The following is a 25,072-nucleotide window of genomic DNA, read 5'->3' on the forward strand; positions in this document are numbered from 1 at the left end:
CCGTGTCACGTAACTCGCTGCAGTCGAAACTCGCCGAAGCACAGGGCGGGGTGATGCTCTTCAGCATCACCCCGCCGCGCCGCGCCACCGCCCCCGAGCGGGTCAAGGAGATAGCCGAGGTCACGGTGCGCCGCCTGGCCGGCCTCGACCTCGACGGGCTGATCCTCTACGACATCGACGACGAGTCGGACCGCAATCCCGACGAACGCCCGTTCCCCTACCTGCCGACGCTCGACCCGGCGTCGTTCCACACCGACCACCTCGGCGACTGGGACAAACCCACTGTCGTCTACCGCTGCGTCGGCAAATACACCGAGCAGGAGATGCGCGGCTGGCTGGCCACCGCCGACACCGGCCAGGTCCTGAGCGTTTTCGTCGGCTCGTCCTCGGGCACCAAGCCCGTGCAGACGTCCCTGCGCCGGGCCCAGCAACTGCACCACGAGGTACGCCCGTCGCTGCCCCTGGGCGCGGTGGTGATCGGCGAACGGCACGCCCGCCACGGCGACGAGCACCTGCGCATGCTGACCAAACAGGAGCGTGGCTGCACGTTCTTCATCTCCCAGGTGATCTACGACCTGAACGAGACGAAGAATCTGGTCTCCGACTACTTCTACGCCTGCCGCGAGGCCGAGATCACGCCCCGCCCGATCATTTTCACGCTCTCGTTGTGCGGCTCGCCGAAAACTCTGGAGTTCCTGGCCTGGCTGGGTGTCGAGGTGCCGCCGTGGCTGGCCACCGAATTGCGCGAATCCGCCGACCCGCTGGCCGATTCCCGCCGCGAGGCCCTGACGATCGCGCGCGACCTCAAGGACTACTGCGAACGCCTCGGCATGCCGTACGGCTTCAATGTGGAAAGCGTGTCGATCCGCAAGGCCGAGATCGAGGCCTCCACCGAACTGGCCCGCGAGATCTGCACCCTGCTGCGTTCCTAGCTCAATTCAGCCGGGCCAATTCCTCGGGGGTGAAGCGCAGCGCGGCGGCGGCGATGTTCTGCTCCAGATGGGACACGTCGCCGGTGCCGGGAATGGCCAGCACATTGTCACCCTGGTGCAAGGTCCAGGCCAGGCGGACCTGATGCGGCGTCACGCCGTGGGCGGCCGCGACGCTGGTCACGGCGTCGTCGGTCACGGGTGACGCGCCGTCCTCGCGGCTCGTCCCGGCGATGGCGAAGAAAGGCACAAAGGCGATGTCCCGTACGGCCGATGCCCGCGCAAGGGCCTCGTCGCGGCGCAGGTCGAGGGCGAAGCTGTTCTGGACGCAGACGACGGGGGCGATCGCCGAGGCCTCGTCCACCTGCTCCAGCGTCGCGTTGGACAGGCCCAGATGACGGATCAGACCCTCGTCGCGCAGGGCGGCCAGGGCCGCGAAGCGGTCGGCGATCGAGCCGCCGCGCCGGGTCAGGCGCAGGTTGACCAGGTCGAGCCGGTCCACACCGAGGCGGCGCAGGTTTTCCTCCACCTGGGCCCGCAGGCGCACGGGGGTGTCGGCGATCTCGAACTCACCCGACGGCAGGAGGCCCGGGCCCACCTTCGTGGCGATGAACAGGCTCGGATCGTACGGGGAAAGGGCTGCTCGGATCAGCTCGGTCGCGAACCTGGCCGCACCGGTGCCGACGTCGAGGATGCCGCCGGGTGAGACGTAGAACGCGGCGGTGTCGATGTGGTTGACGCCCAGTTCGACCGCTCGCCGCAGCACTTCCCGAGCGACCGCGAGGTCGGGGTTGGGGGTGAGCCGCATCGAGCCGAAGCCCATGCGGTTGACTGTCTGATCGCCGAGGGTCCACGTGCCGGCTGCGTCTGCGGTAATCACCGCGGGAACGGTAGCGCCGCCACCGGTCACGGGCACTCCGCCGCCCGCCCGATACCGATTTATACGTGTCGTTGCTAACTTGTAAATCCCGGAATCCCCTCCGCGCGGGCCGGGTTGTCGCGGTCATGACGACGATCGGATTCATCGGCAGCGGAAACATCGGTGGCACGGTCGCCCGGCTCGCGGTGGCGGCCGGCTACGACGTGGTGATCAGCAACTCCCGTGGGCCCGAGACCCTCCAGGACTTCGCGGACGAACTGGGTCCCAAGGCGCGCGCGGCCACCGCCGCCGAGGCCGCCGCGGCCGGTGACATCGTGGTGGTGAGCGTGCCGTTCAAGGTGTTCGCGCAGCTGCCGGTCGATGAGCTGGCGGGCAAGGTCGTGCTCGACACGAACAACTACTACCCGCAGCGGGACGGGCATTTCGAGGCGCTCGACACGGGCGAACTCACCAGCGCCCAGCTCGAGCAGCAGGCGCTGGGGTCGGCCCGGGTGGTGAAGGTGTTCAACAACCTGTGGTCCGGTCACCTCGGAGCCCTGGCCCGCCCCGCCGGCGCCGACGACCGTTCGGCCCTGCCGATCGCCGGTGACGACATGGCCGCCAAGCAGACCGCCACGGAGTTTCTCGACACGATCGGTTACGACGCGGTGGACGCCGGCACGCTCGCGGACAGCTGGCGGCAGGAGGTGGGCACCCCCGTCTACGGCCCGCCCTACGGCTCGTACGGGGAATTGCCGGGCACGGCGGCGCCGGCCGCGGTCATCCGGGAGGCCCTGGACGCGGCGAAACGCTGAGAGCGCGATCCGTTTTGCCGTTCACACTGCGTTGCGGCCCGCCCGTTGACCAGCGTGAACAGCGCCAGAGAGCGCTCTCAGGAACCTTGTTCACAGGCTTGCCTACGTACGGGTGAAGCCTGCGACGATGGGTGGGTGCTGGTTGCGTTCTCTGTGACACCCCTCGGGGTGGGTGACTCCGTCGGCGACCTGGTCGCCGAGGCGGTGCGAGTCGTGCGTGCCTCCGGGCTGCCCCACCGCACCGACGCCATGTTCACCACCGTCGAAGGCGAGTGGGACGAGGTGATGGCCGTCGTCAAGCAGGCCGTCGACGCGGTCGCGGCCAAGGCGCCGCGGGTCAGCGTCTCCCTCAAGGCGGACGTGCGCCCCGGGGTGACCGGGGCGCTCACCGCCAAGGTGGAACACATCGAACGGGTGTTGCGCGAATGAGACGCCTGGTGATGTGGGACATCGACTACACGCTGCTGCGGGCCGGCGGCGCGGCCACCGTTGCCTGGAGGGCGGCCTTCTCCGAGCTGACCGGGGTGCCGTGGCGGGCGACGCCGAACTTCGGCGGGCGTACGGACATGGACATCTGCGCCGAGGTCTTCGCGACGCACGGGGTCACCGACTGCACGGCGGAGCGGTTCTTCGCGCTTTACGTGGCCGAGGTGGAGCGCACCAAGCATCTGTTCGCCGAACAGGGTGCGCTCATGCCGGGCGTCCGCGAGGTGCTGGCCCGGCTCGGCGACGACCCGGACGTGGTGCAGACACTGGTCACCGGCAACGTGCCCGAGGTGGCGGCGGCCAAAGTGGCGGCGTTCGGCCTCGGCGACGCGTTCGACGCCTCCGTCGGCGGCTACGGCACCGACGACAGCGTGCGGGCCACCCTGGTGCGGCGCAGCCTGGAACGGGCCGAAGCCAAGTACGGCGAGCGGTTCGACCCGGTCGTCATCGGCGACACCGAACACGACGTGACGGCGGCGCTCGCGAACGGCGCCTTCGCCGTGGCCGTGGCGACGGGCCGCACCAAGATGGCCGACCTTGTGCTGGCCGGGGCGCACGCGGTGCTGCCCGACCTCTCCGACGTCGACGCGGCCGTCCGCATCCTCAGCGCCGACGGCCTGACCGCCTCCACACCACCCGCCTGACCGCCTCCACGTCGCCGGCCTTCCCTGCCACGTCGCCGGTCTTCGCGCTTCGCACGGGGCGGACCGCCCCACGCCGCCGACCCTCGCGCTTCGCACAGGGCAGACCGCCCCACGCCGCCGACCCTCGCGCTTCGCACAGGGCAGACCGCCCCACGCCGCCGACCCTCGCGCTTCGCGCACGGTGGACCGCCCCGCCCCGCCCCGCACCGCCCCGCCCCGCCGGCGAGCTCACCCCGCGCTGATCCACCGCCGGGCTGACCGCTGCCGCGCCTGTCGACGGCTCACGGCAGGCTGAGCTCCGGCGGGAAACCCGTCCAGCGCAGCTCGGGCGGCAGGTGGCTGACATCGTTGAAGACCAGCGGCACCGCCCCCGGCCGGCCCGGCCGCCACTGCAGCACGGTGATGCCGGTGTTGCAGGAGTTGAGGCCGAGCCAGCGCTCGGGCGGGGCCTGCAGCACGGCCCGCAGGAACCACCCGATCTGGAAGTTGTGCGTGATGCAGAGCTCGTCGGCGGCCGGGTCGGCGAACCGGGCCACCATCGCCTCGGCGGCCCCAGGGTCCTCGGACGGTTCGGAGTCGTCGAGTTCCGCGGCCGCCTCGACCGGCACTCCGGGCAGGGCGGCGGAGACGATCGCGGCCGTCTCGACGGCCCGGGCCAGCGGGCTGTGACTGATCCGGGTGATGCCCCCACCGGCCAGCCGCTGCCCCAGCAGCTCGGCCTGACGCCGGCCGGTCTCGGACAGCCCGGACTCGTCGGCCGTCGCCTCGGCGTGCCGGGCCAGCCACAGCCGCTTCACGCCGGGCCGCCCGGACCAAAACCCGCCGACCGGCTCACCCCGGACCGACCAGGCCGACTCACCCCGGACCGACCCACCCGGCTCACCGCAGGCCGACCAGGCCGGCTCACCGCAGACCGACCAGCCCGGCTCACGTCGGGCTGACCGGGTTGGGGATGGCGCCGCCGAAGCGCCGGTCGCGGCTCGCGTACAACTCGCACGCATACCAGAGGTGGCGGCGGTCGAAGTCGGGCCACAGGGTGTCGAGGAAGACCATTTCCGCGTACGCCGACTGCCAGAGCAGGAAGTTCGACGTGCGCTGCTCCCCCGACGGCCGCAGGAAGAGATCAACCGCGGGCACCTCGGGGTGATACAGGTATTTCTCGATCGTCTTCTCGGTGACCCGGTCGGCCTTGAGCTTGCCCGCGGCGACGTCACGCGCGATCGCGGCCGCGGCGTCGGCGATCTCGGCCTGGCCGCCGTAGTTGACGCAGAACTGCAGGGTCAACGTCTTGTTGTTCTTCGACATCTCCTGCGCCGTCTCCAGCTCGGAGATCACGCTCTTCCACAACCGGCCCCGGCGCCCCGACCACACCACGCGCACCCCCAGCTCGACCAGCTGGTCACGGCGGCGGCGGATGACGTCACGGTTGAAGCCCATGAGGAAGCGCACCTCCTCGGGCGATCGCTTCCAGTTCTCGGTGGAGAACGCGTACGCCGAGAGGTAGGGGATGCCCAGCTCGATGGCGCCCTCGATGGTGTCGAACAGCGAGAACTCGCCCTGCTCGTGCCCCTTGGTGCGGGACAGCCCGCGCTCCTTGGCCCAGCGGCCGTTGCCGTCCATGACCATCGCCACGTGCTTCGGCAGGGCCGCCTTGGGCAGCTCGGGCGGCGTCGCGCCGGACAGGTGCGGGGTGGGTGGACGCGGCGTCATGGGTTCTCCCGTCGATCGACCAGCGGCAGCGAGCGCAGCGCCCGCTCCATGTGCCATTGCAGGTGGGCGGCGACCAGGCCGCTGCACTCGCGGCGCACCGGCGGCTCGCTGGCGTCGGCCACGGCCCAGTCGCCCAGGGTCAGCGCGTTCATCAGCCCGAGCGTGGCCGGCGCGGGGTGGGCCGCGCCGGGCGGGCGGCAGTCGGGGCAGACCGCGCCGCCGGCCGGCACCGAGAACGCGGCATGCTGCCCGGCGGTGCCGCAGACCGCGCACTCGGCGACCGCGGGCGCCCAGCCGGCTGTGGCCATCGCGCGCAGCAGATAGGCGTCGAGCACCAGGCTGCTCGCGTGCTCCCCGACCGACAGCGCCTTCATCGCGCCCAGGGTGAGCTGGAACAGCCGCAACGAGGGCTCGCGCTCGACCGGAGTGAGCCGCTCGGCCGTCTCGGCGATCGCGCTGGCCGCCGTGTAACGCGGATAGTCGGTGAGGAACTGCTTGCCGTAGAGCGCCACCGCCTCGACCTGGCTCACCGAGTGCAGCGAGCTGCCGACGCCCTCGGGCGAGCCGGCGAGCTGCAGATCGATGTGGCCGAACGGCTCGAGCCGGGCGCCGAAGCGCGACGACGTGCGCCGGACCCCGCGGGCCACCGCCCGCAGCCGGCCGTGCCGGCGGGTCAGCAGAGTGATGATGCGGTCGCTCTCGCCGAGTTTCTGCACGCGCAGCACCACCGCGTCGTCGCGGTAGAGATGGCGGCGGTATCCGGCGGCAGGCACCCCGTCATTCTGCCCCCTGGGTGCGACAGGACCGGCTTCCGGGGGCGGCCGACCCTGACTCGGTCTCAGGGTCATCTCGGGGGTCGGTCAGTGACAGGACCGATGGTGCCCGCACCCGGCCGGGCCATAGCGTCATCCCCATGACCACGACACTCGTCCGGCGCGCCGGAGTCATCACCCTGATCGCCGCGACGGCGGCCGCGACCCTGACGGGGTGTTCCGGAGTGGTCGGAGCCCGGATGACGTACGACGACACCGAGAAGACCAAGATCACCGAGATTCGGCTCGACGGGGGCAGCGGTGACGTCTCGATCCGCACCGCCGCCGTGGCCGAGACGAGCATCAAGCGCATCATTCAGCGCAGCACCAGCGACCCCGGCCAGTCCTACCGCCTCGACGGCAGCAAGCTGCTCATCGACACCTCGTGCGGGCACAACTGCTCGGCGTCGTACGAGATCGTCGCCCCGACCGGCGTGAAGGTGAGCGGCGAGCTCCGCTCGGGCGACATCGCGCTCGAGTCGGTGGGCGACACCGACGTCAAGCTGACCTCCGGCGACGTCAACATCATGGACCCCGCGGGCAAGGTCAAGCTCAGGGCCACCTCGGGCGACTTGCGGGTGGTGAACGCGAAGAGCCCGGTCGACATCCAGTCGACCTCGGGCGACATCAACGTCATCAACGCGGCCGGCCCGCTGACGCTCAAGCTCACCTCGGGCGACATCAACGCGGAATTGACCACGGCGGCCTCGGTGACGGCCCAGACCACCAGCGGTGACGTCCAGGTGCGGGTGCCCCAGGGCAGCTACAAGATCGACACTTACACCGGCTCGGGCGACGAAAGCGTCAGCGGCCTGATCAACGACTCCACCTCGAAGAACGTGCTGGACCTGCGCACCGGCAGTGGGGACGCCATCCTCACCGCGGCATGATCGGGGCATGAGTTTCTATCTGCCGCTCGGCGACGGCGAGTTCCGGCCCACCCGCTCGACCGAGAGCCCGTGGGACACCGAGATGCAGCACGGCGGGCCGCCCGCCGCGCTCCTCGGCCGGCTGCTCGCCGTCGAGGGGCAGCGGCTGGCCCGCATCTCGGTCGACTTCCTGGGCCCGATCCCGCGCCGCGACCTGCGGGTCGAGGTCTCGCCGCTCAAACCGGGCCGGCTCACCACCCTCAACGAGGCCCGCATGGTGATCGACGGCCGGGTCGCGGTGACCGCCCGGGCCTGGCATCTCGCGCCCGGCCCGACCCCGTCCGTGACCACCCCGGCCGACCACCCCGACCCGCTGCCCGAAGGCGAGGACGTCTTCGGAGGCATGGAGCAGTGGGGCTACGGGCAAGCCACGGAGTGGCGGGTGTCGAAGGGCGAACTGGGCCGGCCGGGCGGGGAGACCCACGTGTGGACCCGGGTACGGATGCCGCTGATCGAGGGCGGCGAGCTCGACGGCCAGGACCGGGCGCTGATCGTGGCCGACTCGGCGAACGGGCTGTCGGCGGTGCTGCCGATGGACGAGTGGCTGTCGATCCCGCCCACCATGACCACCACGCTGCTGCGCCCGGCGAGCGGCGAATGGGTGCACCTGGCCTGCCGGACGGCGCTCAGCACCGACGGGCTGGGCCTGACGACGGGCGAGCTCTACGACTTCGACGGCGCGCTCGGCCAGGTCTCCCAGCCCCTGGTGATCCGGGCCCGCTGACCAAGATCACCCATCCGCTCCCGGGGCGCCCGAGGCGATTGTCGCGCGCTCCGGCGATCTCTGCCGGCAGGGGGACAAGTGGGCGTTGTGGATGAGTCAGGGGGCGCGGGAAGGTTCGGTCTACCCTTGCGAGCCGGACGCGATGGCGCGCTGACGAGGGAGACCGCGGGCGCCGGCCGGGGCCGGTGACACGGGGGCGACGCGGCGGGGGCGGCCCGGGATCAGTGCGGGGCGGCGGCCCGCCGAGACGTCCTCGACCCAGCCCACGGCCAGCACGACCAGGCCCAGCAGCACGGCCACCACGGCCAGCCGCCACGAGATGCCGACCCAGCCCCGCACGGGCAGGCCGGTCGCCTCGGCCAGGCGGACCACGGCGATGATCAGCGGGACGTGCCAGAGGTAGATCGTGAGGGCCCGGGCGTTGAGGACCGTGAGGATGCGGCGCGGGGCCACCTGCGGCGAGATGCCCAGCACGACCAGGATGAACGCGGCCGACCAGAGGGCGTTGGCCAGCGGGATGTCGTTGAGGTCGAGCCCGCGCGGGCCGGGATGGGTGAGCGCCCACGCCGCGCCCGTCACGGCGAACACCCCCGCGATCCACCAGCGGTATCGGGCCAGGGCGGCGCCACGCCCGGTGGCGGCCGGGGCGGGCAGCGCGGTGCGGGGGCGGGCCAGCAACCCGTCGTGGTGGGCGAAGCCGAGCAGCCAGGCCGCGCCGTACAGGGCGAGGTCACGCACGATCACCGGCGGCGTGAGGCCGGCGAAGGTGATGACGGCCAGGGCCACGTACGGGAAAGCCAGGGTCGTCAGCGGGAACCGGCGGAACACCGGCAGCAGCAGCGGGGACAGCAGCACGAACCACAGGAAATCGCGCAGGTACCACATCGCGGCGAGACCCTGGAGCCAGAAGCCCTCGGCCGGCGGGTCGACGATCGGGAACGCCCACAGCAGGACTTCCCAGTCCCAGGCCATGCCGACGGCGAGCATCGTCGGGACCGCGATCGCGGCCAGCACCCACAGCGCCGGCAGCAGGCGGTGCAGCCGGCGCTCGACGGCGAACGGGCCGTAGCGGTCGAGCGAGGCCGCCATCATCGAACCGGCCAGGGCGAACATCACCGACATGGCCGGGAAGACGATGGTCAGGGCCGCCCAGCCGGTCGAGTGGTAGACCACGACCCGGACGGTTGCGACTGCTCGCAGCAGATCCAGGTACCGGTTGCGCATAGAATTCTTTGTTACCCAGTCGGGACATATCCCGCAAACCAGCGTGAATTATCCCATAATCGATGCATTGCCAGGTTTGAATTGTCGATCAAGCGCAATAGCGATGATCAAAAACCCAGCTTACGCAGCTGACGAGGGTCACGTTGCCACTCTTTGGCCACCCGCACATGAAGATCGAGATACACGCGGGTGCCCAGCAATTGTTCGATCTCCGCGCGGGCCCGGCTGCCGACTTCTTTGAGCCGCACACCCCGCGAACCGATCACGATCGACTTCTGGCTGTCCCGCTCCACATAGAGATCGGCATAGATCTTCGTGAGGCCGCCCTCGACCATCATTTCCTCGACGAGAACCGCGATCGAGTGCGGCAGCTCGTCGCGCACCCCCTCGAGCGCCGACTCGCGGATCAGCTCGGCGATCAGCACCTGCTCCGGCTCGTCGGTCAGCACGTCGTCCGGGTACAGCTGCGGCGACTCGGGCAGATGCTTGACCAGCACGTCGACCAGCGTCTGCACCTGATGTCCGGAGACCGCGCTCACCGGCACGATCTCGGCGAAATCGTAGAGCTCGCTGACGGCCAGCAGGTGCCGGGCCAGCGTGCCCGGGTCGACCAGGTCGACCTTGGTCACTACCGCGATCACCGTCGCCTTGAGCTCGGCCAGCTCCGACGAGATGAACCGGTCGCCCCGCCCCACCGGCTCGTCGGCCGGGAAGCAGACACCGATCACGTCGGTCTCGCTCCACACCTCGCGCACCAGGTCGTTGAGCCGCTCGCCGAGCAGCGTGCGGGGCCGGTGCAGACCGGGCGTGTCGACCAGGACGAGCTGCGCGTTCTCGCGATGCACGATGCCCCGGATGACGTGCCGGGTGGTCTGTGGCTTGTTCGACGTGATCGCGATCTTCTGTCCGATGATCGCGTTGGTCAGCGTGCTCTTGCCGGCATTCGGCCGCCCGACGAAACACGCGAACCCGGCGCGATAGACGTCGTCCTGCGTGATCCGCCCCGCCTCACGGTGACGGTGCGTGCGCGTCGTCCCGCTTGCTTTTCCCGTACGTGGGGTGGCCGCCCCGCCGGCATCCGCCCGTTGCGGGGCCTTCGCGCGCCCCTGCTCCTGACGCGCCCGCGGCTTGCGGCCCGGCTCGCTTGCGCTCGGGGAGCCGGCCGCCCGGCCGCGCCCCTGGCCGTCACCGGCACCGCCGCGCCCACCAGCAGAGCTGCCGCGCCGGGTCTCGGACGTACCCTCGGCCCGGCGAGCCGCCCGCCGCTCCTGCCGGCGAAGCTCGTTGCGCTCCCCCGCAGTGAGCCGCCGCCCGCCCTCGCCGCGCGGTGCATCGGCAGCGCGAGAACCCCGCGACGCATCCGCAGCACGAGAACCCCGCGACGCATCCGCGGAACGAGAGCCCTCCGTGGCCCGGCCGGGACGTTCGTCAGTCATGCGGTGACCGTGCCGCGCAGGGTGCCCGCCGGGTCGGCCACGTGGATCGGGGACGTCGGGGCCAGGTCGCGCACGGCGGCGTGCCCCGCGTCCTCCAGCGACTCCGCCTCGGTGACAACCGCCGCCGCCTCGATCAGCGTGGCCCCGGACGACGCGGCCGAGGCCACGGCGAGCTGCAGCGCGGTGAGCGACAGGTTGGGCAGCGACACCGTGGCCGCCGCGTACGTCCGGCCGTCCTGGTCGCGGACCGCCGCGCCCTCGGCCGCCCCCACCCGGGCCCGGGCACTCCGCGCCAGCGTGACCAGCTTGGTGTCCTCGGCGCTCAAAACGGTGTCGGTCTCAGGCATCGGCGTGCTGTCTTTCCTCTGTCTCGGTGTCGGTGTCGTCAGTCGTCTCGGGCGTCTCGACCGGCTCGATCCGGCGCACCAGCACCGAGTCGATCCGGTTGCGGCGCCCGGTCGTGCCCTCGGCCACCAGGTGCAGGCCGCCCACGTCGACCTGGGCGCCGGGGATGGGCACCCGGCCCAGCGTCTGCGCGAGCAGGCCGCCCACCGTCTCGACCTCGTCGGCGGGCAGCTCGACCCCGTAGATCTCGCCGAGATCCTCGATCGGGAGCCGGGCCGTGACCCGCACGGCGCCGTCCTCCAGGTGCTCGACGGGCGGGCGCTCGACGTCGTACTCGTCGGTGATCTCGCCGACGATCTCCTCGAGGATGTCCTCGATGGTGACCAGGCCGGCCGTGCCACCGTACTCGTCCACGACGATCACCACGTGGCTGCGGGCCGCCTGCATCTCGGAGAGCAGGTCGTCCACGGGCTTGGACTCGGGCACGAACGTCGCCGGGCGCATCAGGTCGGCCACCGCCTGCGCCGTCGACGCCGGGTCGCCGTTCTGCGTGCGCCGGATCACGTCCTTGAGGTAGAGCACGCCGAGCACGTCGTCGACGCTCTCGCCGATCACCGGGATGCGCGAGAAGCCGGACCGCAGGAACAGGTAGAGCGCCTGCTGCAGGGTCTTCGGGGCCTCGATCCACACCATCTCGGTGCGGGGCACCATCACCTCGCGGGCGATCGTGTCCCCCAGCGCGAACACCGAGTGGATCATCTCGCGCTCGCCGTGCTCGACGACGCCGCGCTGCTCGGCCAGGTCGACCAGTTCGCGCAGCTCGACCTGGCTGCCGAACGGCCCCTCGGGGAAGCCCTTGCCGGGCGTGACCGCGTTGCCGATCAGGATCAGCAGCGACGCCAGCGGGTTGAGCACCTTGCCGAGCCAGCGCACCAGCGGGGCGGCTGCCCGGCCCACGGCGTACGCGTGCTGGCGCCCGACCGTACGGGGGGCGACACCGACCACGACGAAGCTCACCACGGTCATCGTGCCCGCGGTGACCAGCGCCGCCGTCCAGCCGATGCCCCAGCTGTCCACGGCCACCAGCGCGATCAGCGTCGTGGCGGTCAGCTCGCACAGCAGGCGCAGCAGCAACAGCAGGTTGAGGTGTCGTACGACGTTGGAAGCGATGGCGGCCAGCGCCGAGGCGCCGCGCTCACCCTCGCGGGCCATCTCGGCCGCGCGGGCCGTGGAGACCGAGCCCAGGGCGGCGTCGGCCATCGAGGCCAGGCCGGCCAGGAAGACCAGCGCGACCGCGACGATGATCAGCTGAAGATCAGGCAGGCCGGCGGACGCCGCACCTGCCGCGAATGTATCGGCGGGGTCCACGGCTAGCCGGCCCGCCCGGCCCGCCAGCTCTGGAGGAGCCTGTTCTGCAGGGCGAACATCTCGCGCTCCTCCTCGGGTTCGGCGTGGTCGTAACCGAGCAGGTGCAGCGCGCCGTGCACGGTCAGCAGGTGCAGCTCGTCGGCGGCCGAGTGGCCCGCCGCGGCGGCCTGTTTCGCGGCCACCTCGGGGGCCAGCACGATGTCGCCCAGCAGGGCCGGCTCACCTGTGCCGGCCTCACCGGGGCCGTGGTCGACGCTGCCCTCGTCCATCGGGAACGCGAGCACGTCGGTGGGGCCGTCACCACCCATCCAGCGGTGGTTGAGCTCGGCCATGTAGTCGATGTCGACGAGCAGGATCGACAGCTCGGCGAGGGGGTTGACCCCCATCTCGTCGAGGGCGTGCCGGGCCACCGCGAGGATCGCGTCGGTGTCGACCTCGACTCCCGACTCGTTGGCGATCTCGATGGACATAGTGGTGCGTTTACCCCTTGTTTCAGCGCCTACGCCCGGGACGGCCGCCACTGGCGGCACGACCGGGCACGGCGTGGACGGATTGGGCGGTGGCCTGCTCCTGATCGGCGTCGTACCGCGCGTACGCGTCGACGATCTCGGCCACCAGCCGGTGACGGACGACGTCGGAGCTGGACAGCTCGGCGAAGTGCACGTCCTCGACATTCTGCAGGATCTCGCGGACGACCTTGAGACCGCTGGTCGTGCCGCCCGGCAGGTCGACCTGGGTGACGTCGCCGGTGACCACGATCTTGGCGCCGAACCCGAGCCGGGTCAGGAACATTTTCATCTGCTCGGGAGTCGTGTTCTGCGCCTCGTCGAGAATGATGAACGCGTCGTTCAGAGTCCTACCGCGCATATAAGCCAGGGGGGCGACCTCGATCGTGCCCGCGGCCATCAGGCGTGGGATCGACTCGGGGTCGAGCATGTCGTGCAGCGCGTCGTAGAGGGGCCGCAGGTAAGGGTCGATCTTCTCGTTGAGGGTGCCGGGCAGGAAACCCAGCCGCTCGCCCGCCTCGACCGCGGGGCGGGTCAGGATGATCCGGCTGACCTGCTTGGCCGTGAGCGCCTGCACGGCCTTGGCCATGGCCAGGTAGGTCTTGCCCGTGCCGGCGGGGCCGATGCCGAAGACGATCGTGTTTTCGTCGATCGAGTCGACATATCGCTTCTGACCCAGCGTCTTGGGCCGGATCGTCTTGCCCCGGCGGGACAGGATGTTGAGGGTGAGGACCTCGGCGGGCCGCTCGGCGGTCGCGTCCTCGAGCATGGCGACGGTGCGTCGCACCGAGTCGACGCTGAGCGTCTCACCCCGCTCGATGAGCTCGATCAGCTCGGAGAAGAGGCGTTCGGCGGTGGCGTTCTCGGCCGGGTCACCGGTGATGGTGATCTCGTTGCCGCGAACGTGCACGTCACTGGCGAGAGTTCGCTCGATGAGCCGCAGGATCTCGTCCTTGGCACCCAGCAGGTTCACCATGATCTTCGGGTCGGAAACCGAGATCTTGGTCTGCACCCGCGCCGCGCCGTTGGAGCCCGCGCTGGAAGGGTTCGGCGTACCGGTCATAGGGCGGCCCTAGGGGCCTCCGCCACCTGCTCTCGTGCTCTTCGTCGCCCGGGGTGGACGGCGTGCTGAAGTGTCGTGCCATCGTATCCGCTCGGCCGCCCCACCGCCGATGCCATTATCGCCGGAAATGGGACGGCCTCACTCACCAGTGATTCACGCGCTTCCGTCGGAGGCCGCGCCCCCGTCGAAACCCTGCTGGTCACGGGTCACGCGATAGGTGGCCCAGTGCATCCGGACCACTGCCCCCGCCTCGTCGCGGGTCAGTCGCAGCAGCTCACCGGTCTCCCGCCCGCTGACCGTACGCAGCACGTCCGGCTGCCCCGGCAACGGCTCGAAGATCGACGGCGGCGAGTCGGCCGGCAGCTCGGTCAGCCGGGCCCGCAGCGCCCCGTCGTGCCACGAGAACACGAACGGCGTGCCTTCGCTGTACCAGTGGCCGAGGATCGACCGGTACTCCCGCGGGGCCGGGGCGGCGATCGTCCACGGCGTGATGTCCGCCGGGTCCAGCTCGACGGCCAGTTTGAGCAGCTCGTGCACCACGTCACCGATCAGCCGGGAGGTGCCGGAAGAGCCGAGCACCGCCGCGCCGAGCCCGGCCGGCACGCCTTCCCCGCCCCGCCGCCCGTACGCGGAAGCCAGGAACCCGGGCATCGCGCCGTCGTGCCCGACGTGCGTCACCCAGCGGCTCTGCGGCTCGATGATCAGGCCCAGCCCGAACCCGGCCTGCCAGACCGCCTCGTGCGTCACCGTGGCCGGGAAGCGCATCTCGTCGACCGTCGCGGCCGCCAGCACCTTGCCACCGGGGTCGACGGTGGCCGGGTGGGCCAGGAACGCACCCCAGGTGGCCATGTCGCCTGCGGTGCTCCACAGCTGCGCGGCCGGGCCGACACCGCCCAGGTCGGTCTGCGGCTCGGGGCGGGCCGCGTCGGAGAAGTCGTCGACGACGTAGCCGACCGCGGCCTGCGGGGGCGGGTTCAGCGTGGTCGCGCCCAGCCCGAGCGGACCCAGCACCTTCTCGGCCACTACCTCGGCCCAGCTGCCGCCGCGGAGTTTGGCCACGAGCTGCCCGAGCACGGCGAAGCCGAGGTTCGAGTAGTGGTAGCGGCGCGCGTTGGGCAGCACCCGCTCGGCCCGGTCGAGCTGGGCCAGCACCTCGGTCGGGTCGGGGGCCTGCAGCGTGTCCCAGATGTCCCCGTACGGCTCCCGCTGGAAACCGGCCGTGTGCGACAGCAGCCGCCGGATCAGGGCGTCGCCGTGGGCCGGGACCGGCAGGTGCCGGCCGATCGGATCGTCCAGGTCGAGCAGCCCCTCGTCGCGGCACTGCAGCACGAGCACCGCGGTGAAGGTCTTGGTGATCGAGCCGATCCGGAACCGGGTGTCGGCGTTCAGCGGATGATCGGGATTGCCGGAGTCACCGACGGTGAACACCCACGGCTCGCGGTCGGCCCGGTGCAGCGCGACCGAGACGGCGGGAATGCGGCCGTCGGCCTGGGCCTTGCGGACAACCCGCTCGTAGCGGGCGGAGGCGGTCACCGGTCGGCCGGGGTCAGGCAGTGGTTCTCCATCCTGGCGATCTTAAGGTGGGCACCGACAGGGATTGAGGATGGGAGCGCTTCCATGGCGGATGTCGAGCACCTGCTCGCGCAGTTGAGCCTTGACGAGAAGGTGTCGCTGCTCGCCGGCCAGGACTTCTGGTCGCTGCCGGCGATCGAGCGGATCGGATTGCGCTCGCTGGTGATGTCGGACGGGCCGATCGGCGTACGGGGAGTCGGCTGGGCGCCCGACGACCCGTCGATCGCGCTGCCCAGCCCGACCGCGCTCGCCGCGGCCTGGGACGTCGAACTGGCTGAGCGGGCCGGACGGCTGCTGGGACAGGAGTCGCGCCGCAAAGGCGTGCACCTGCTGCTCGGGCCCACGGTGAACCTGCAGCGCACCCCGCTGGGCGGCCGCCACTTCGAGTGCTACTCGGAGGACCCGCTGCTCAGCGGCGAGATCGCGGTGGGTTTCGTGCGTGGGGTGCAGCAGCACGGCGTCGGCACGACAGTCAAGCATCTGGTCGGCAACGACTTCGAGACCGACCGCATGGAGGTCGACGTCCGGATCGGCGACCGCGCGCTGCGGGAGATCTATCTGGCGCCGTTCGAGCGGGTCGTGGAGTCGGGTGGCTGGGGCGTGATGAGCGCCTACAACGGGGTGAACGGGCAGTCGATGGCCCAGAACGGCGTGATCCAGGACGAGATCCTCAAACGCGAGTGGGGCTTCGACGGCGTGGTGGTGTCGGACTGGCGGGCCGCGCGCTCGACGACCGGCTCCGCGCTGGGCGGCCTGGACATCGCCATGCCGGCGCTGGAGAGCCCGTGGGGGGAGAAGCTTGTTTCCGCCGTACGGGCCGGGGAAGTGCCCGAGGAAGTGATCGACGACAAGGTGCGCCGGGTGCTGCGGCTGGCCCAGCGAGTCGGGGTGCTCGACGGCGGCCCGGCCGTCACCCCGCCCGGCGACCTGGACGGCGACGCGATCGCCCGGGAGGTCGCGGCCCGGTCGTTCGTGCTGGTGCGCAACGAGAACTACACGCTTCCGCTGGAGCCGGCCGCGCTGACCAAGGTGGCCGTGATCGGCGCGCTGGCCACCGACGCCCGCGTGCTCGGCGGCGGCAGCGCCCAGGTCTCCCCGCCGCACGTGATCTCCCCGCTGACCGGCCTGGAGCTGGCGCTGTCCGGAGTAGACGTCGCCTACGCGGTCGGCGCCGACCCGCGCCCGTTCCTGCCCGCCGCGCACGGACCCGGCTGGTCGGCCGTCACGGCCACCGTGGGCAGCCACGCGTTCGAAGTGGAGCCGGCCGCCGTGCGCTGGATCGGCTCACTGCCCGGCGGTCTCGACCCGGCCGACGTGGAGGAGATCCGGCTCGAGACCACGTTCACGCCCCTCGAAGGCGGCGAGCACACGTTCGCGGTCTCCGGCTTCGGCACGTTCGAGCTGCGGGTGGGCGACGAATTGCTGTACGAGGGGACGCTGCACCCGCCGGGCGCCACCCGCGCCGACCTGCTGCTGTCCCCGCGCGAACAGCGCGCCACGGCGACACTGGAAGCAGGCGTGGCGGTGCCGGTCGTGCTGCGGCAGACCATCGCGCGCGGCATGGCCCACACCGTGTCGAGCACGCTGGGTCACCGCCCGCCCGGCCCCGACGCCGACGGCCTGATCGCCGAGGCGGTCGAACTGGCCGCGGGCTCCGACGTGGCCGTGATCGTCGTGGGCACCACCGAGCAGGTCGAGTCCGAAGGCTTCGACCGTACGTCGCTGGCCCTGCCCGGCCGCCAGGACGAGCTGGTGTCCCGGGTGGCCGCGGCCAACCCCCGTACGGTCGTGGTCGTCAACGCCGGATCGCCGGTGCTCATGCCGTGGGCCGACGAGGTCGCCGCGACGGTGCTGACCTGGTTCCCCGGCCAGGAAGCGGGGGCCGCCCTGGCCGACGTGCTGCTCGGGGTGACCGAACCCGGCGGCCGGCTGCCCACCACGTGGCCCCGCCGCGAGGAGGACTGCCCCGTGCTGGCGATCGAGCCGCGCGACGGCGTGGTGACGTACGAGGAAGGGGTCTTCGTCGGTTACCGCGGGTGGCTGCGCTCCGGGGTCGCGCCGCTCTACGCGTTCGGGCACGGCCACGGCTACACGACGTGGCAGTACGACGAGCTCACGGTCAACGAGACCGAGGCCGTGGTGACGCTGACCAACACCGGCGCGCGGGCCGGGCGCGAGGTCGTGCAGATCTACGTCGGACCGTCACCGGTGGACCCGTCCCGGCCGGAACGCTGGCTGGCCGGCTTCGCGAACGTCGAGGCGCTCCCGGAGGAGACGGTCACCGTGCGGATCCCGTTGCCGGCCCGCACGTTCGAGGTGTGGGAGGACGGCGGCTGGGTGCGCCGCACGGGCGACTATCGGGTGGTCGCGGCCCACGCCCTGGACGAGCCCCGTTTGACGGCCACACTGACTGTATAGAGATCGGACGATATCCACAGTCCGCGTTCGTCCACAGCCCGGCGGCTCCCGCCCACCCAAGATCGCGCAATCCGGCGACAATGGCGGTGGGCGGGGGTCCCCCGGTAGGGCGGGCCCCCTCGATCGTGTTGATCTAGAAGCGGCGGGTGTCGTGATTCGCTGATGGTGGGGCGGACTTGCCCGCTCGGAGCGGCTGCTGCTCTCGGACTTGCCCGCTCGGAGCGGCTGCTGCTCTCGGACTTGCCGGCTCGGAGCGGCTGCTGCTCTCGGACTTGCCCGCTCGGAGCGGCTGCTGCTCTCGGACGGCTTCCGCTCGGAGCGGCCATTGCGGGACGGCTTCCGCTCGGAGCGGCCGTTGCGGGGCGGCTTCCAGCGCGGAGCAGCTGCTGCTCCCGGACGGCTTCCCGCGCGGAGCGGCCGTTGCGGGGGCTTCCAGCGCGGAGCGGCAAGCCCTGACCCGCGGGCCGGCTAACTGCGCGACAGCCAAGCCGACCACAGCGCGGCATAGCGGCCCCCCGCCCCCACCAGCTCGTCGTGGGTTCCTTCCTCCAGTACGGCCCCGTGTTCCAGCACCACGACCCGGTCGGCGCCGGCGGCCTGGGTCAGCCGGTGCGCCACCAGCAACGTCGTGCGTCCGCGGGTGGCCGCCAGCGCCGATTCCTCCAGTTCGCGCGCCCCCGCGCTGCCCGCCTCCGCGGTCGCCTCGTCCAAGATGGCCACGGCCGGGTCGAGCAGCACCAGCCGGGCCAGGGCCAGCTGCTGGGCCTGGCCCGCGGTCAGCGGGTGCCCGCCTTCACCGACCACCGTGGCCAGGCCCCGGGGCAGCCCGCGGACCCAGTCCAGCGCCCCCACCCGGGCCAGCGCCGCCTCGGCCGCTTCGACTGTGGCCGACGGTGAGGCCAGCCGCAGGTCTTCGATGAGCGGGCCCGCGAACACGTGCGTCTCCTGGCTGATGATCGCCACGATGCCGGGTGCGAGCTGGTCGACCGGCACCTCGCCCACGGTGGCCGTGCCGGTGCGGGGGCGCAGGATCCCGGCCGCGATCGAGGCCACTGTGGTTTTGCCGGCCCCGGTCGAGCCGACCAGCGCGACCCGTTCGCCGGGTGCGACCCGCAGGTTGATGCCGCGCAGCACTGGCACTTCGTCGTCGTAGCCGAAGGTCACCGCGCGCAGGGCGAGGCCGGCGTCGGACGGCGTACGGGTGCCGGCCGGGGTCACCGCCAGTGTGCCCACGCCGACCAGGCGGGCCAGCCCGGCCCCGGCCGCTTGGATCTCGTCGAACGTGAACAGGATCATCGACACCGGGTTGAACAGCCGGTGGAACAGCACCGCGGCTGCGGCCGTCTCGCCGACGGTGACGCCCGAGCCCGACCGTACGTAGCAGAAACCGGCGACCAGGATCGTCACCAGGCCCAGCAGTTCGGCCCGGCTGATCCGGCCCACGAACCGGGTGAACAGCGCGAACACGCCGACCGAGAGGTCCCGGGCGCGGGCCGAGGCGTCGTTGATGGCGTCCAGGTGCCGGTCGGCCAGGCGGTACGCGTGGACCGTGCGCACGCCTTGCAGGCTTTCCATCAGCAGCTGGGAGCGGGCCCCGACCGCGGCCCGTTCGGCGGCGTAGATCGGCGCCGAGCGAGGCAGGTACCAGCGCAGCGCGAGCAGGTAGGTGGGCATGGCGGCCAGCCCGGCCACACCGAGACGCCAGTCCAGGCCGAACATCGCGGTGACGCTGAGCATCGCCAGGAAAAGCGCGGAGATGACTGTGGGCATCACTTCGGCCGCCGCCGCGCCCACCGCGGCCACGTCGGCCCCGACCCGGGCCAGCAGGTCGCCGCGACCGGCCCGGTCGAGGGTGTTCGCGGGCAGCCGCAGCGCGACCCCGACGGTCTGTTCGCGCAGGTTGGTCAGGATCCGTTCGCCGAGCCGGCTGACCAGGGTGGTCGTAGCCCCGGCGGCGATCCCGCCGAGCAGGGCGATCACGGTGACGAGCACACTGATCGGCACCAGCGCGGCCGGGGTGGCGCCGTCGCGCACGAGGTCGACGAGCAGGCCCAGCGCGGTGACCGGCACGACTGAGGCGGCGGCCGCGCCGAGCCCGGTGGCCACGGTGAACGCGACCTCGACGCGGCGTGTTCTGAGCTGCCCGCACACCCAGGCCCAGGTCTGGCGTGGGGTGGCGACCGGTAAGGCGTAGTTCACCGCAGCACCGCCGCCCGGTACGTCTCGTCGGTGGCGGCCAGCGCGGCGTGGGTGCCGGTCGCCACCACTTCGCCGTCGCGCAGCACGATCACCCGGTCGGTGATGGCCAGCAGCGCCGGCGAGGTGGTCACCAGCAGGGTGCCCAGGGTGGAGCCGGGGCCGTGCCGCAGGTCGCGGATGCCGCGGGCGATGGCGTGCTCGGTCACCGCGTCGACCGCCGTCGTGGGCTCGTGCAGCACCAGCAGCCGGGGGCGGGCGAGCAGGGCGCGGGCCAGGGCGAGCCGTTGCCGCTGACCGCCGGACAGGGCCGCGCCGCGGTCGGCGATCGCGTGGTCCAGCCCGTCGGGGTGCGCCGCCACCACGTCGTCGGCCGCGGAGGCGCGCAGCACCGCGGGCAGCGTCCCGGGCGGGTCGGTCCCGGCGACGTCGATCAGGTTCTCCCGGATCGTGCCGGTGAACAGTTCGGGCAGGTGCGGCGCGACCAGCACGTCGGGCGAGCCGTCGTCGAACAGGGCCACCAGCGCCCCGGCGTCGGGCTCGGCCACGATGCCGACGCACTCCCCCCGTACGGGGGAAATGGGGTTGTCGCCCGTCGGCGGCTGGGTGGGCACCAGGTCGAGCACGGCCTGGATGCGGGCGGCTGACGCGCGGGCCGACGCGAGCCAGCCGGGCCCGGCCGAGAGGGTGGCGAACGGCTCGCTGAGGAACGCGGCCAGGCCGATGACGGTCACCAGTTCGCCCGCGGAGATCCGGCCGGTCAGCGCGAACCAGCCCGCCAGGATCGCGATGCCGCAGGCCACCAGCGTGCTCACGGTGTCGGAGGCGGCCTGGAACCAGCCCAGCGTCTTCGCGGCGCGCAGGGTGGCGCCGAGCGATTCGCGGCTGACCTCGCGGTACCGGTGGGCCGCGGCGTCCTGCGCCCCGATCCCCCGCAGCGGCCGCAGCCCGGTGACCAGGTCGGTGGCGACGGACGCGGCCCGGCCCGCGACTTCCTGCCGGGCGGCGACCCGCCGGGTGATCCGGGGCGCGGCCCGCTGCAGGCCGGCCAGCACGACGGGGGTGCCGATCAGCACGACCAGGCCCAGCGGCACCGAGATGACGAACAGCCCGATCGCGCTGACGGCCGTGGCGACCAGCGCCCCGAACAGCCGGGGCAGATAGTCGAGCAGGTAGGACGCGGTATCGGCGTCGGTGGCGGAGATGGTGAGCACGTCGCCCGTGCGCACCTCGGTGCGCGGGTCGAGCACTTTGGCCGCCACTTCGAGCCGTAGCCGGTGTGCTTCGTCGGCGATGGCCCGCATGAGCCGGCGGGCGCCCGTCCGGTAGGCCACGGTGAGCACCAGGAACAGGGAGCCGAGGGCGCACACCCAGAAGACCAGCCGGCTCAGGCTCTGGGTGGCCACGGCCCGGTCGACGATCACCCCGATCAGCACCGGGACGAGCGCCTCGCAGCCCACCTGCACGCCGCTGAGCAGGCTGCCCGAGGCGACCCGGACGCGGTTGCGGATCAGGGCCCGCCAGAGAAGATTCACGCCCGGGCCGCGTGCATCGACAGTCATCGACTATCGACCTTGGCCCCGCGAAACCGTCGGAGCAAGACCCGTGACTCTGTGTGATGTACGCCATTTTAACGGAGAGTAATTTCGGACTACAGTGTGATCCGTCCGGTTCTCCCGATTGGCCCGGACCGAGATCGTCGCCGAGGAGACCGAGCATGACCTACGACCTCGACGCCCCCGTCGTCCGGCGCCGGTGCGCCACCGCCCTCGCCGCGCACCCCGCCCGGGGCCGGTTCGTCGCGCTCGCCGTCGGCCCGGCCGACCCGCTGGCCGACGTCGCCCGCACCGTCGAGCGCCAGGCGCTGGGCCACGACGCCACGGCCCTGGCCTTCGAGAACAGCCCGTACGAGAGTCAGAGCCTGTTCCTGCTCGTGCTCGACCGCGACACCGGCCTGCCCGCGGGCGCCGGCCGGGTCGTCGAGGGCGGCGGCCGCGCGCTGGACGACGCCCCCGCTCGCATCGGCCGCGACCTGTCGGCGATCGTCGACGCGCACGGCTTGCACGACGGCGGCAAGATCTGGGACCTGGCCACCCTCGTGGTGCTCGACGACGACGCCGGCCCGCTGCTCCACCGCACCCTGCTGCAGGCGGGGCACCGCGCCGGCGTCCGGCACGTGGTGGCCCTGCTCGACGACCGCACCCACCGCGACCTCACGCTGCTGGGCGTCCCCTTCACCGCCCTGGCGGGCGCGGAGCCGGCCCAGCGGGCCGTCTACGTGTCGTTCGCCGAGGTCGAACCCGCGATCGTGGCGCAGGCCCGCCGCCTGAGCCGCCCGGTCGGCCCGTTCGCCGGCGAGATCCGGGCCCGCGGCCTGCGCCGCCTGCTGACCCGCCGGACCGCCGCCCGCGTCTGCGACCAGGTCGCCACCGGCGCCGGCCTCAACGAGCACATCCAGATGCCGGGCCTCGAGCGCCGCCGCTACCGCAGCCTCAAGACCAAGCGCTGATCACCAGCGGCCGAGCCGGGCCGACAGCACCGACAACGCCGCCACGCCCGCCGTCGAGGTGCGCAGAACCTCACGGCCCAGCCGGACGGGCGTCGCCCCGTCGAATTGGGCGAGCTCGGCGTCGCTGATGCCACCCTCCGGCCCCACCACCAGCACGATCTCACCCGACGAAGGCAGCGGCACCGTGGTCAGCCGCTCGGTCGCCTCCTCGTGCAGCACGAAGGCGGACGCGCCGAGCCGCGCCGCCACCTGCTTGGTCGAGCAGTCCGGGTCACCGCCGACCACCGGGAGCCACGGGCGGCGCGCCTGCTTGGCGGCCTCGCGCGCGGTCGCGGCCCACTTGTCGCGCGCCTTGAAACCGCGGTCGCCGCGCCACTGGGTCACCGAACGCGACGCCGCCCAGGGCAGGATCTCGTCCACGCCGATCTCGGTCATCGCCTGCACGGCCAGCTCACCGCGGTCGCCCTTGGCGATGCCCTGCACGACCACCAGCCGCGGGTCGGGCGCGGGCGCCACCGACCGGGCACCGAGCGCGACCGACACCGTGCCCTTGCCGACCGTGTCGACGTGGCCGGTGGCGAGGGTGCCCCGGCCGTCGCTCAGCAGCAGGGTCTCACCGGCGCGCAGGCGCTGCACGGTGGCGGCGTGATGCCCCTCGGGGCCGTCGAGCACGAACGAGTCGCCGGCGGGCAGGGCGTCGACCAGGAACATCGGGGCGGACACCCCCGCACGCTACCGAACCGGCGGGGTGCCCGGCACGACCAGGCCGCTCTCGTACGCCGCCACCACCGCCTGGGCCCGGCTCGACAAACCGAGCTTGCCCATCGTCCGCTTCACGTGCGTCTTCACCGTGGCCTCGCTGAGCACCAGCCGCCCGGCGATCTGGGCGTTGCTCAGCCCGTTGCCGACCAGCCGCAGCACCTCCGTCTCGCGCGCGGTCAGCCCGGCCAGCCGCGAGGTGTCGAAAGACCTCTGCCCGTACGTCTCCACGAGCCGATGGGTGATCCGCGGGGCGAGCAGAACGTCCCCGTCGACGATGGTGCGCACGGCCGTGATGATCCGCTGGGGTGGCGTGTCCTTGAGCAGGAACCCGGACGCGCCGTCGCTCAGCGCCGTGTAGACGTACTCGTCGAGGTCGAAGGTGGTCAGCACGATCACCTTGGGCAGCGGGGTGACCGCCGATGCGAGGATCCGGCGGGTCGCGGCCAGCCCGTCCAGGCCGGGCATGCGGATGTCCATCAGCACCACGTCGGGCCGGGTCTCGGCGGCCAGCGCGACGGCCTGCTCCCCGTCCACGGCCTCACCCGCCACCTCCAGCCCGTCGGCCGCCCGGAACAGCGCGACCAGCCCGGCCCGGATCAGCGGCTGGTCGTCCACGACGAGCACCCGGATACTCATGCCGGCAACCTCAGCAGCACCTCGAACCCGGCCGGGCCCGGTCCGGCCGAGAGCACTCCCCCGTACAGGGCGGCCCGTTCGCGCATCCCCCGGATGCCGTGGCCGGCGGTGAAGGAGCCGCCGACCCCGTCGTCGCTGATCCGCACGGTCAGAGTGTCCTCGCCGTAGCCGAGCGCGACCCACGCCTTGGCGTCCGGCCCCGCATGTTTGAGCACGTTCGTCAGCGATTCCTGCACGATCCGGTAGGCGCACAGGTCGGGCCCCGGCGGCAGCGGCCGGCGCGCACCGTCCACGGTCAGGTCGATCGTCAGGCCCGCGTCCCGCATCCGCTCCACCAGGTCGGGCAGCATGTCCAGGCCCGGCTGGGGCCGCAGGTCGACGTCGTCGTCGTGGTCGATCCGCAACACGTCGAGCAGCCGCCGCATCTCCAGCATGGCGTCCCGCCCGGCGTCGCTCACCGTGCCCATCGCGGCCTTGGCCGTCGGCGGGTCGGTGTCGACGACGAACTCGGCCAGCCCGGACTGCAGCGTGATCACCGACATGTGATGGGCCACGATGTCGTGCAGTTCGCGGGCGATCCGTACGCGTTCCTCGGCCACCGCCCGGGCCGCGGAGGCCGCGGCCAGCTCGGCCCGCCGGCTCCAGCGGCGGGTGGCCTCGCCCAGCGCCCACGCGCCCACCAGCACCAGCCCGGACTGCATGACCTGGGGCCAGGCCGTCTCGTTGCGCTGCGCCACCCAGGTGACCATGAGCAGGGCCACCGTCACCCCGAACAGCACCGCCGCCACCGGCCGGGGACGCAGCATCGCCACCGAGAACATGGCGACCAGCAGGCCGATCCCGCCGCTGGGGAACCCTTCCCCGCCGACCAGCCCGGCCACCCCGAGCGCGGCCACGATCACGGCCATGGTGAACACCGGGGCCACCTGGCGCAGGGCGATCGGGGCCACCGAGAGGACCGCGAGCACGATCAGCGCGGGGCTCGGCGGGCCGGCGCTCCAGCCGTACAGGGTGGCCAGGGTCAGCCCGGTGAACAGCGCCGCGAGCAGCACATCCACCAGCAACGGTCTTCGCACGCGTCTCACGCTAACCAGGGCCGCCCTTAGGGGCATCGACCGGCGGGGGTATC

At 72.1% G+C, this 25,072-nt stretch carries 24 protein-coding genes; 8 read left to right on the forward strand and 16 right to left on the reverse strand.

Annotated features, from left to right (window positions below; genetic code table 11):
* Positions 1–2: 2 nt before the first annotated feature.
* Positions 3–932, forward strand: coding sequence for a methylenetetrahydrofolate reductase (locus BKA14_RS24070; protein WP_184953140.1), 930 nt, complete (start codon positions 3–5; stop codon positions 930–932).
* A gap of 1 nt (position 933) precedes the next feature.
* Here the strand turns inward: BKA14_RS24070 and BKA14_RS24075 are convergent, their stop codons facing one another.
* A complete protein-coding gene (locus BKA14_RS24075; RefSeq protein WP_239092714.1) occupies positions 934–1,809 on the reverse strand; it encodes an aldo/keto reductase in 876 nt (291 codons plus the stop codon).
* A 125-nt stretch (positions 1,810–1,934) separates the two neighbouring features.
* On the opposite strand from BKA14_RS24075, the gene BKA14_RS24080 reads away from it, so the two are divergent.
* The 3 genes from BKA14_RS24080 to BKA14_RS24090 all read left to right on the forward strand — a co-directional run bounded on the left by BKA14_RS24080 (position 1,935) and on the right by BKA14_RS24090 (position 3,733).
* Positions 1,935–2,603, forward strand: coding sequence for an NADPH-dependent F420 reductase (locus BKA14_RS24080; RefSeq protein WP_184953141.1), 669 nt, complete (start codon positions 1,935–1,937; stop codon positions 2,601–2,603).
* Between the two features lie 135 nt (positions 2,604–2,738).
* Positions 2,739–3,032 carry an MTH1187 family thiamine-binding protein gene (locus tag BKA14_RS24085; protein WP_133872614.1) on the forward strand — a complete coding sequence of 98 codons (294 nt, stop codon included), beginning with the start codon at positions 2,739–2,741 and terminating at the stop codon, positions 3,030–3,032.
* A complete protein-coding gene (locus BKA14_RS24090; protein ID WP_239092713.1) occupies positions 3,029–3,733 on the forward strand; it encodes an HAD family hydrolase in 705 nt (234 codons plus the stop codon). Before BKA14_RS24085 ends, BKA14_RS24090 begins: the two co-directional genes overlap by 4 nt.
* 281 nt (positions 3,734–4,014) lie before the next feature.
* Here BKA14_RS24090 and BKA14_RS24095 read toward each other — a convergent pair whose 3' ends face one another.
* The 3 genes from BKA14_RS24095 to recO form a co-directional block, all read right to left on the reverse strand.
* Positions 4,015–4,530 (reverse strand): histidine phosphatase family protein, encoded by a 516-nt coding sequence (locus BKA14_RS24095; RefSeq protein WP_239092712.1) that lies wholly within the window; start codon positions 4,528–4,530, stop codon positions 4,015–4,017.
* 130 nt (positions 4,531–4,660) lie between these two features.
* Positions 4,661–5,443 (reverse strand): isoprenyl transferase, encoded by a 783-nt coding sequence (locus BKA14_RS24100; protein ID WP_184953143.1) that lies wholly within the window; start codon positions 5,441–5,443, stop codon positions 4,661–4,663.
* Positions 5,440–6,216 (reverse strand): DNA repair protein RecO, encoded by a 777-nt coding sequence (gene recO, locus BKA14_RS24105; protein ID WP_184953144.1) that lies wholly within the window; start codon positions 6,214–6,216, stop codon positions 5,440–5,442. Before recO ends, BKA14_RS24100 begins: the two co-directional genes overlap by 4 nt.
* A gap of 140 nt (positions 6,217–6,356) precedes the next feature.
* Between recO and BKA14_RS24110 the strand changes: the two genes are divergently transcribed.
* The gene (locus BKA14_RS24110) at positions 6,357–7,145 is read left to right on the forward strand and encodes a DUF4097 family beta strand repeat-containing protein (RefSeq protein ID WP_184953145.1); all 789 of its coding nucleotides are present in this window, start codon (positions 6,357–6,359) and stop codon (positions 7,143–7,145) included.
* A gap of 7 nt (positions 7,146–7,152) precedes the next feature.
* Positions 7,153–7,908 carry a thioesterase family protein gene (locus BKA14_RS24115; RefSeq protein ID WP_184953146.1) on the forward strand — a complete coding sequence of 252 codons (756 nt, stop codon included), beginning with the start codon at positions 7,153–7,155 and terminating at the stop codon, positions 7,906–7,908.
* A 120-nt stretch (positions 7,909–8,028) separates the two neighbouring features.
* Here BKA14_RS24115 and BKA14_RS24120 read toward each other — a convergent pair whose 3' ends face one another.
* The 7 genes from BKA14_RS24120 to BKA14_RS24150 all read right to left on the reverse strand — a co-directional run bounded on the left by BKA14_RS24120 (position 8,029) and on the right by BKA14_RS24150 (position 15,383).
* On the reverse strand, positions 8,029–9,132 hold the full coding sequence (locus tag BKA14_RS24120) for an acyltransferase family protein (RefSeq protein ID WP_184953147.1): 1,104 nt from the start codon (positions 9,130–9,132) through the stop codon (positions 8,029–8,031).
* Positions 9,133–9,239: 107 nt separating this feature from the next.
* On the reverse strand, positions 9,240–10,130 hold the full coding sequence (gene era / locus BKA14_RS24125) for a GTPase Era (protein ID WP_184956929.1): 891 nt from the start codon (positions 10,128–10,130) through the stop codon (positions 9,240–9,242).
* A gap of 434 nt (positions 10,131–10,564) precedes the next feature.
* Complete coding sequence (locus BKA14_RS24130) at positions 10,565–10,915, reverse strand: cytidine deaminase-like protein (protein ID WP_184953148.1); 351 nt, start codon at positions 10,913–10,915, stop codon at positions 10,565–10,567.
* The gene (locus BKA14_RS24135; RefSeq protein WP_184953149.1) at positions 10,908–12,281 is read right to left on the reverse strand and encodes a hemolysin family protein; all 1,374 of its coding nucleotides are present in this window, start codon (positions 12,279–12,281) and stop codon (positions 10,908–10,910) included. The genes BKA14_RS24130 and BKA14_RS24135 overlap by 8 nt, the downstream gene beginning before the upstream one ends.
* 2 nt (positions 12,282–12,283) lie before the next feature.
* Positions 12,284–12,751 carry an rRNA maturation RNase YbeY gene (gene ybeY / locus BKA14_RS24140; RefSeq protein ID WP_184953150.1) on the reverse strand — a complete coding sequence of 156 codons (468 nt, stop codon included), beginning with the start codon at positions 12,749–12,751 and terminating at the stop codon, positions 12,284–12,286.
* A gap of 22 nt (positions 12,752–12,773) precedes the next feature.
* Positions 12,774–13,850, reverse strand: a complete 1,077-nt coding sequence (locus tag BKA14_RS24145; protein WP_184953151.1) for a PhoH family protein — start codon at positions 13,848–13,850, stop codon at positions 12,774–12,776.
* Between the two features lie 153 nt (positions 13,851–14,003).
* The gene (locus BKA14_RS24150) at positions 14,004–15,383 is read right to left on the reverse strand and encodes a serine hydrolase domain-containing protein (RefSeq protein WP_184953152.1); all 1,380 of its coding nucleotides are present in this window, start codon (positions 15,381–15,383) and stop codon (positions 14,004–14,006) included.
* Positions 15,384–15,467: 84 nt separating this feature from the next.
* Between BKA14_RS24150 and BKA14_RS24155 the strand changes: the two genes are divergently transcribed.
* Positions 15,468–17,840, forward strand: coding sequence for a beta-glucosidase family protein (locus BKA14_RS24155; protein ID WP_184953153.1), 2,373 nt, complete (start codon positions 15,468–15,470; stop codon positions 17,838–17,840).
* A gap of 468 nt (positions 17,841–18,308) precedes the next feature.
* Here BKA14_RS24155 and BKA14_RS45200 read toward each other — a convergent pair whose 3' ends face one another.
* The gene (locus tag BKA14_RS45200; RefSeq protein WP_203722212.1) at positions 18,309–20,039 is read right to left on the reverse strand and encodes an ABC transporter ATP-binding protein; all 1,731 of its coding nucleotides are present in this window, start codon (positions 20,037–20,039) and stop codon (positions 18,309–18,311) included.
* Complete coding sequence (locus tag BKA14_RS43290; protein WP_221477306.1) at positions 20,036–21,598, reverse strand: ABC transporter transmembrane domain-containing protein; 1,563 nt, start codon at positions 21,596–21,598, stop codon at positions 20,036–20,038. Before BKA14_RS43290 ends, BKA14_RS45200 begins: the two co-directional genes overlap by 4 nt.
* A gap of 155 nt (positions 21,599–21,753) precedes the next feature.
* On the opposite strand from BKA14_RS43290, the gene BKA14_RS24165 reads away from it, so the two are divergent.
* Positions 21,754–22,545 carry a hypothetical protein gene (locus tag BKA14_RS24165; protein WP_184953154.1) on the forward strand — a complete coding sequence of 264 codons (792 nt, stop codon included), beginning with the start codon at positions 21,754–21,756 and terminating at the stop codon, positions 22,543–22,545.
* On the opposite strand, the gene BKA14_RS24170 is transcribed toward BKA14_RS24165, so the two are convergent.
* From BKA14_RS24170 to BKA14_RS24180, 3 genes are read right to left on the reverse strand one after another with little or no spacing between them, the layout of a single operon-like run.
* Complete coding sequence (locus BKA14_RS24170; RefSeq protein WP_184953155.1) at positions 22,546–23,268, reverse strand: 16S rRNA (uracil(1498)-N(3))-methyltransferase; 723 nt, start codon at positions 23,266–23,268, stop codon at positions 22,546–22,548. It lies immediately after the preceding gene.
* 9 nt (positions 23,269–23,277) lie between these two features.
* Positions 23,278–23,943: a response regulator gene (locus BKA14_RS24175; RefSeq protein ID WP_184953156.1), complete on the reverse strand. Its 666-nt coding sequence runs from the start codon at positions 23,941–23,943 to the stop codon at positions 23,278–23,280.
* Positions 23,940–25,019: a sensor histidine kinase gene (locus tag BKA14_RS24180; RefSeq protein WP_239092709.1), complete on the reverse strand. Its 1,080-nt coding sequence runs from the start codon at positions 25,017–25,019 to the stop codon at positions 23,940–23,942. Before BKA14_RS24180 ends, BKA14_RS24175 begins: the two co-directional genes overlap by 4 nt.
* Positions 25,020–25,072 lie beyond the last annotated feature (53 nt).

It is taken from the genome of Paractinoplanes abujensis, assembly GCF_014204895.1.
GTDB classification, from domain to species: Bacteria; Actinomycetota; Actinomycetes; order Mycobacteriales; family Micromonosporaceae; genus Actinoplanes; species Actinoplanes abujensis.

Coding starts and splice junctions, on each gene's coding strand:
- BKA14_RS24145 (WP_184953151.1), bottom strand. CDS start 13,850: ATGACCGGTACGCCGAACCCTTCCAGCGCGGGCTCCAACGGCGCGGCG.
- BKA14_RS43290 (WP_221477306.1), bottom strand. CDS start 21,598: ATGACTGTCGATGCACGCGGCCCGGGCGTGAATCTTCTCTGGCGGGCC.
- ybeY (WP_184953150.1), bottom strand. CDS start 12,751: ATGTCCATCGAGATCGCCAACGAGTCGGGAGTCGAGGTCGACACCGAC.
- BKA14_RS24110 (WP_184953145.1), top strand. CDS start 6,357: ATGACCACGACACTCGTCCGGCGCGCCGGAGTCATCACCCTGATCGCC.
- BKA14_RS24165 (WP_184953154.1), top strand. CDS start 21,754: ATGACCTACGACCTCGACGCCCCCGTCGTCCGGCGCCGGTGCGCCACC.
- BKA14_RS24090 (WP_239092713.1), top strand. CDS start 3,029: ATGAGACGCCTGGTGATGTGGGACATCGACTACACGCTGCTGCGGGCC.
- BKA14_RS24155 (WP_184953153.1), top strand. CDS start 15,468: ATGGCGGATGTCGAGCACCTGCTCGCGCAGTTGAGCCTTGACGAGAAG.
- BKA14_RS24080 (WP_184953141.1), top strand. CDS start 1,935: ATGACGACGATCGGATTCATCGGCAGCGGAAACATCGGTGGCACGGTC.
- BKA14_RS24130 (WP_184953148.1), bottom strand. CDS start 10,915: ATGCCTGAGACCGACACCGTTTTGAGCGCCGAGGACACCAAGCTGGTC.
- BKA14_RS24100 (WP_184953143.1), bottom strand. CDS start 5,443: ATGACGCCGCGTCCACCCACCCCGCACCTGTCCGGCGCGACGCCGCCC.
- BKA14_RS24175 (WP_184953156.1), bottom strand. CDS start 23,943: ATGAGTATCCGGGTGCTCGTCGTGGACGACCAGCCGCTGATCCGGGCC.
- BKA14_RS24120 (WP_184953147.1), bottom strand. CDS start 9,132: ATGCGCAACCGGTACCTGGATCTGCTGCGAGCAGTCGCAACCGTCCGG.
- BKA14_RS24115 (WP_184953146.1), top strand. CDS start 7,153: ATGAGTTTCTATCTGCCGCTCGGCGACGGCGAGTTCCGGCCCACCCGC.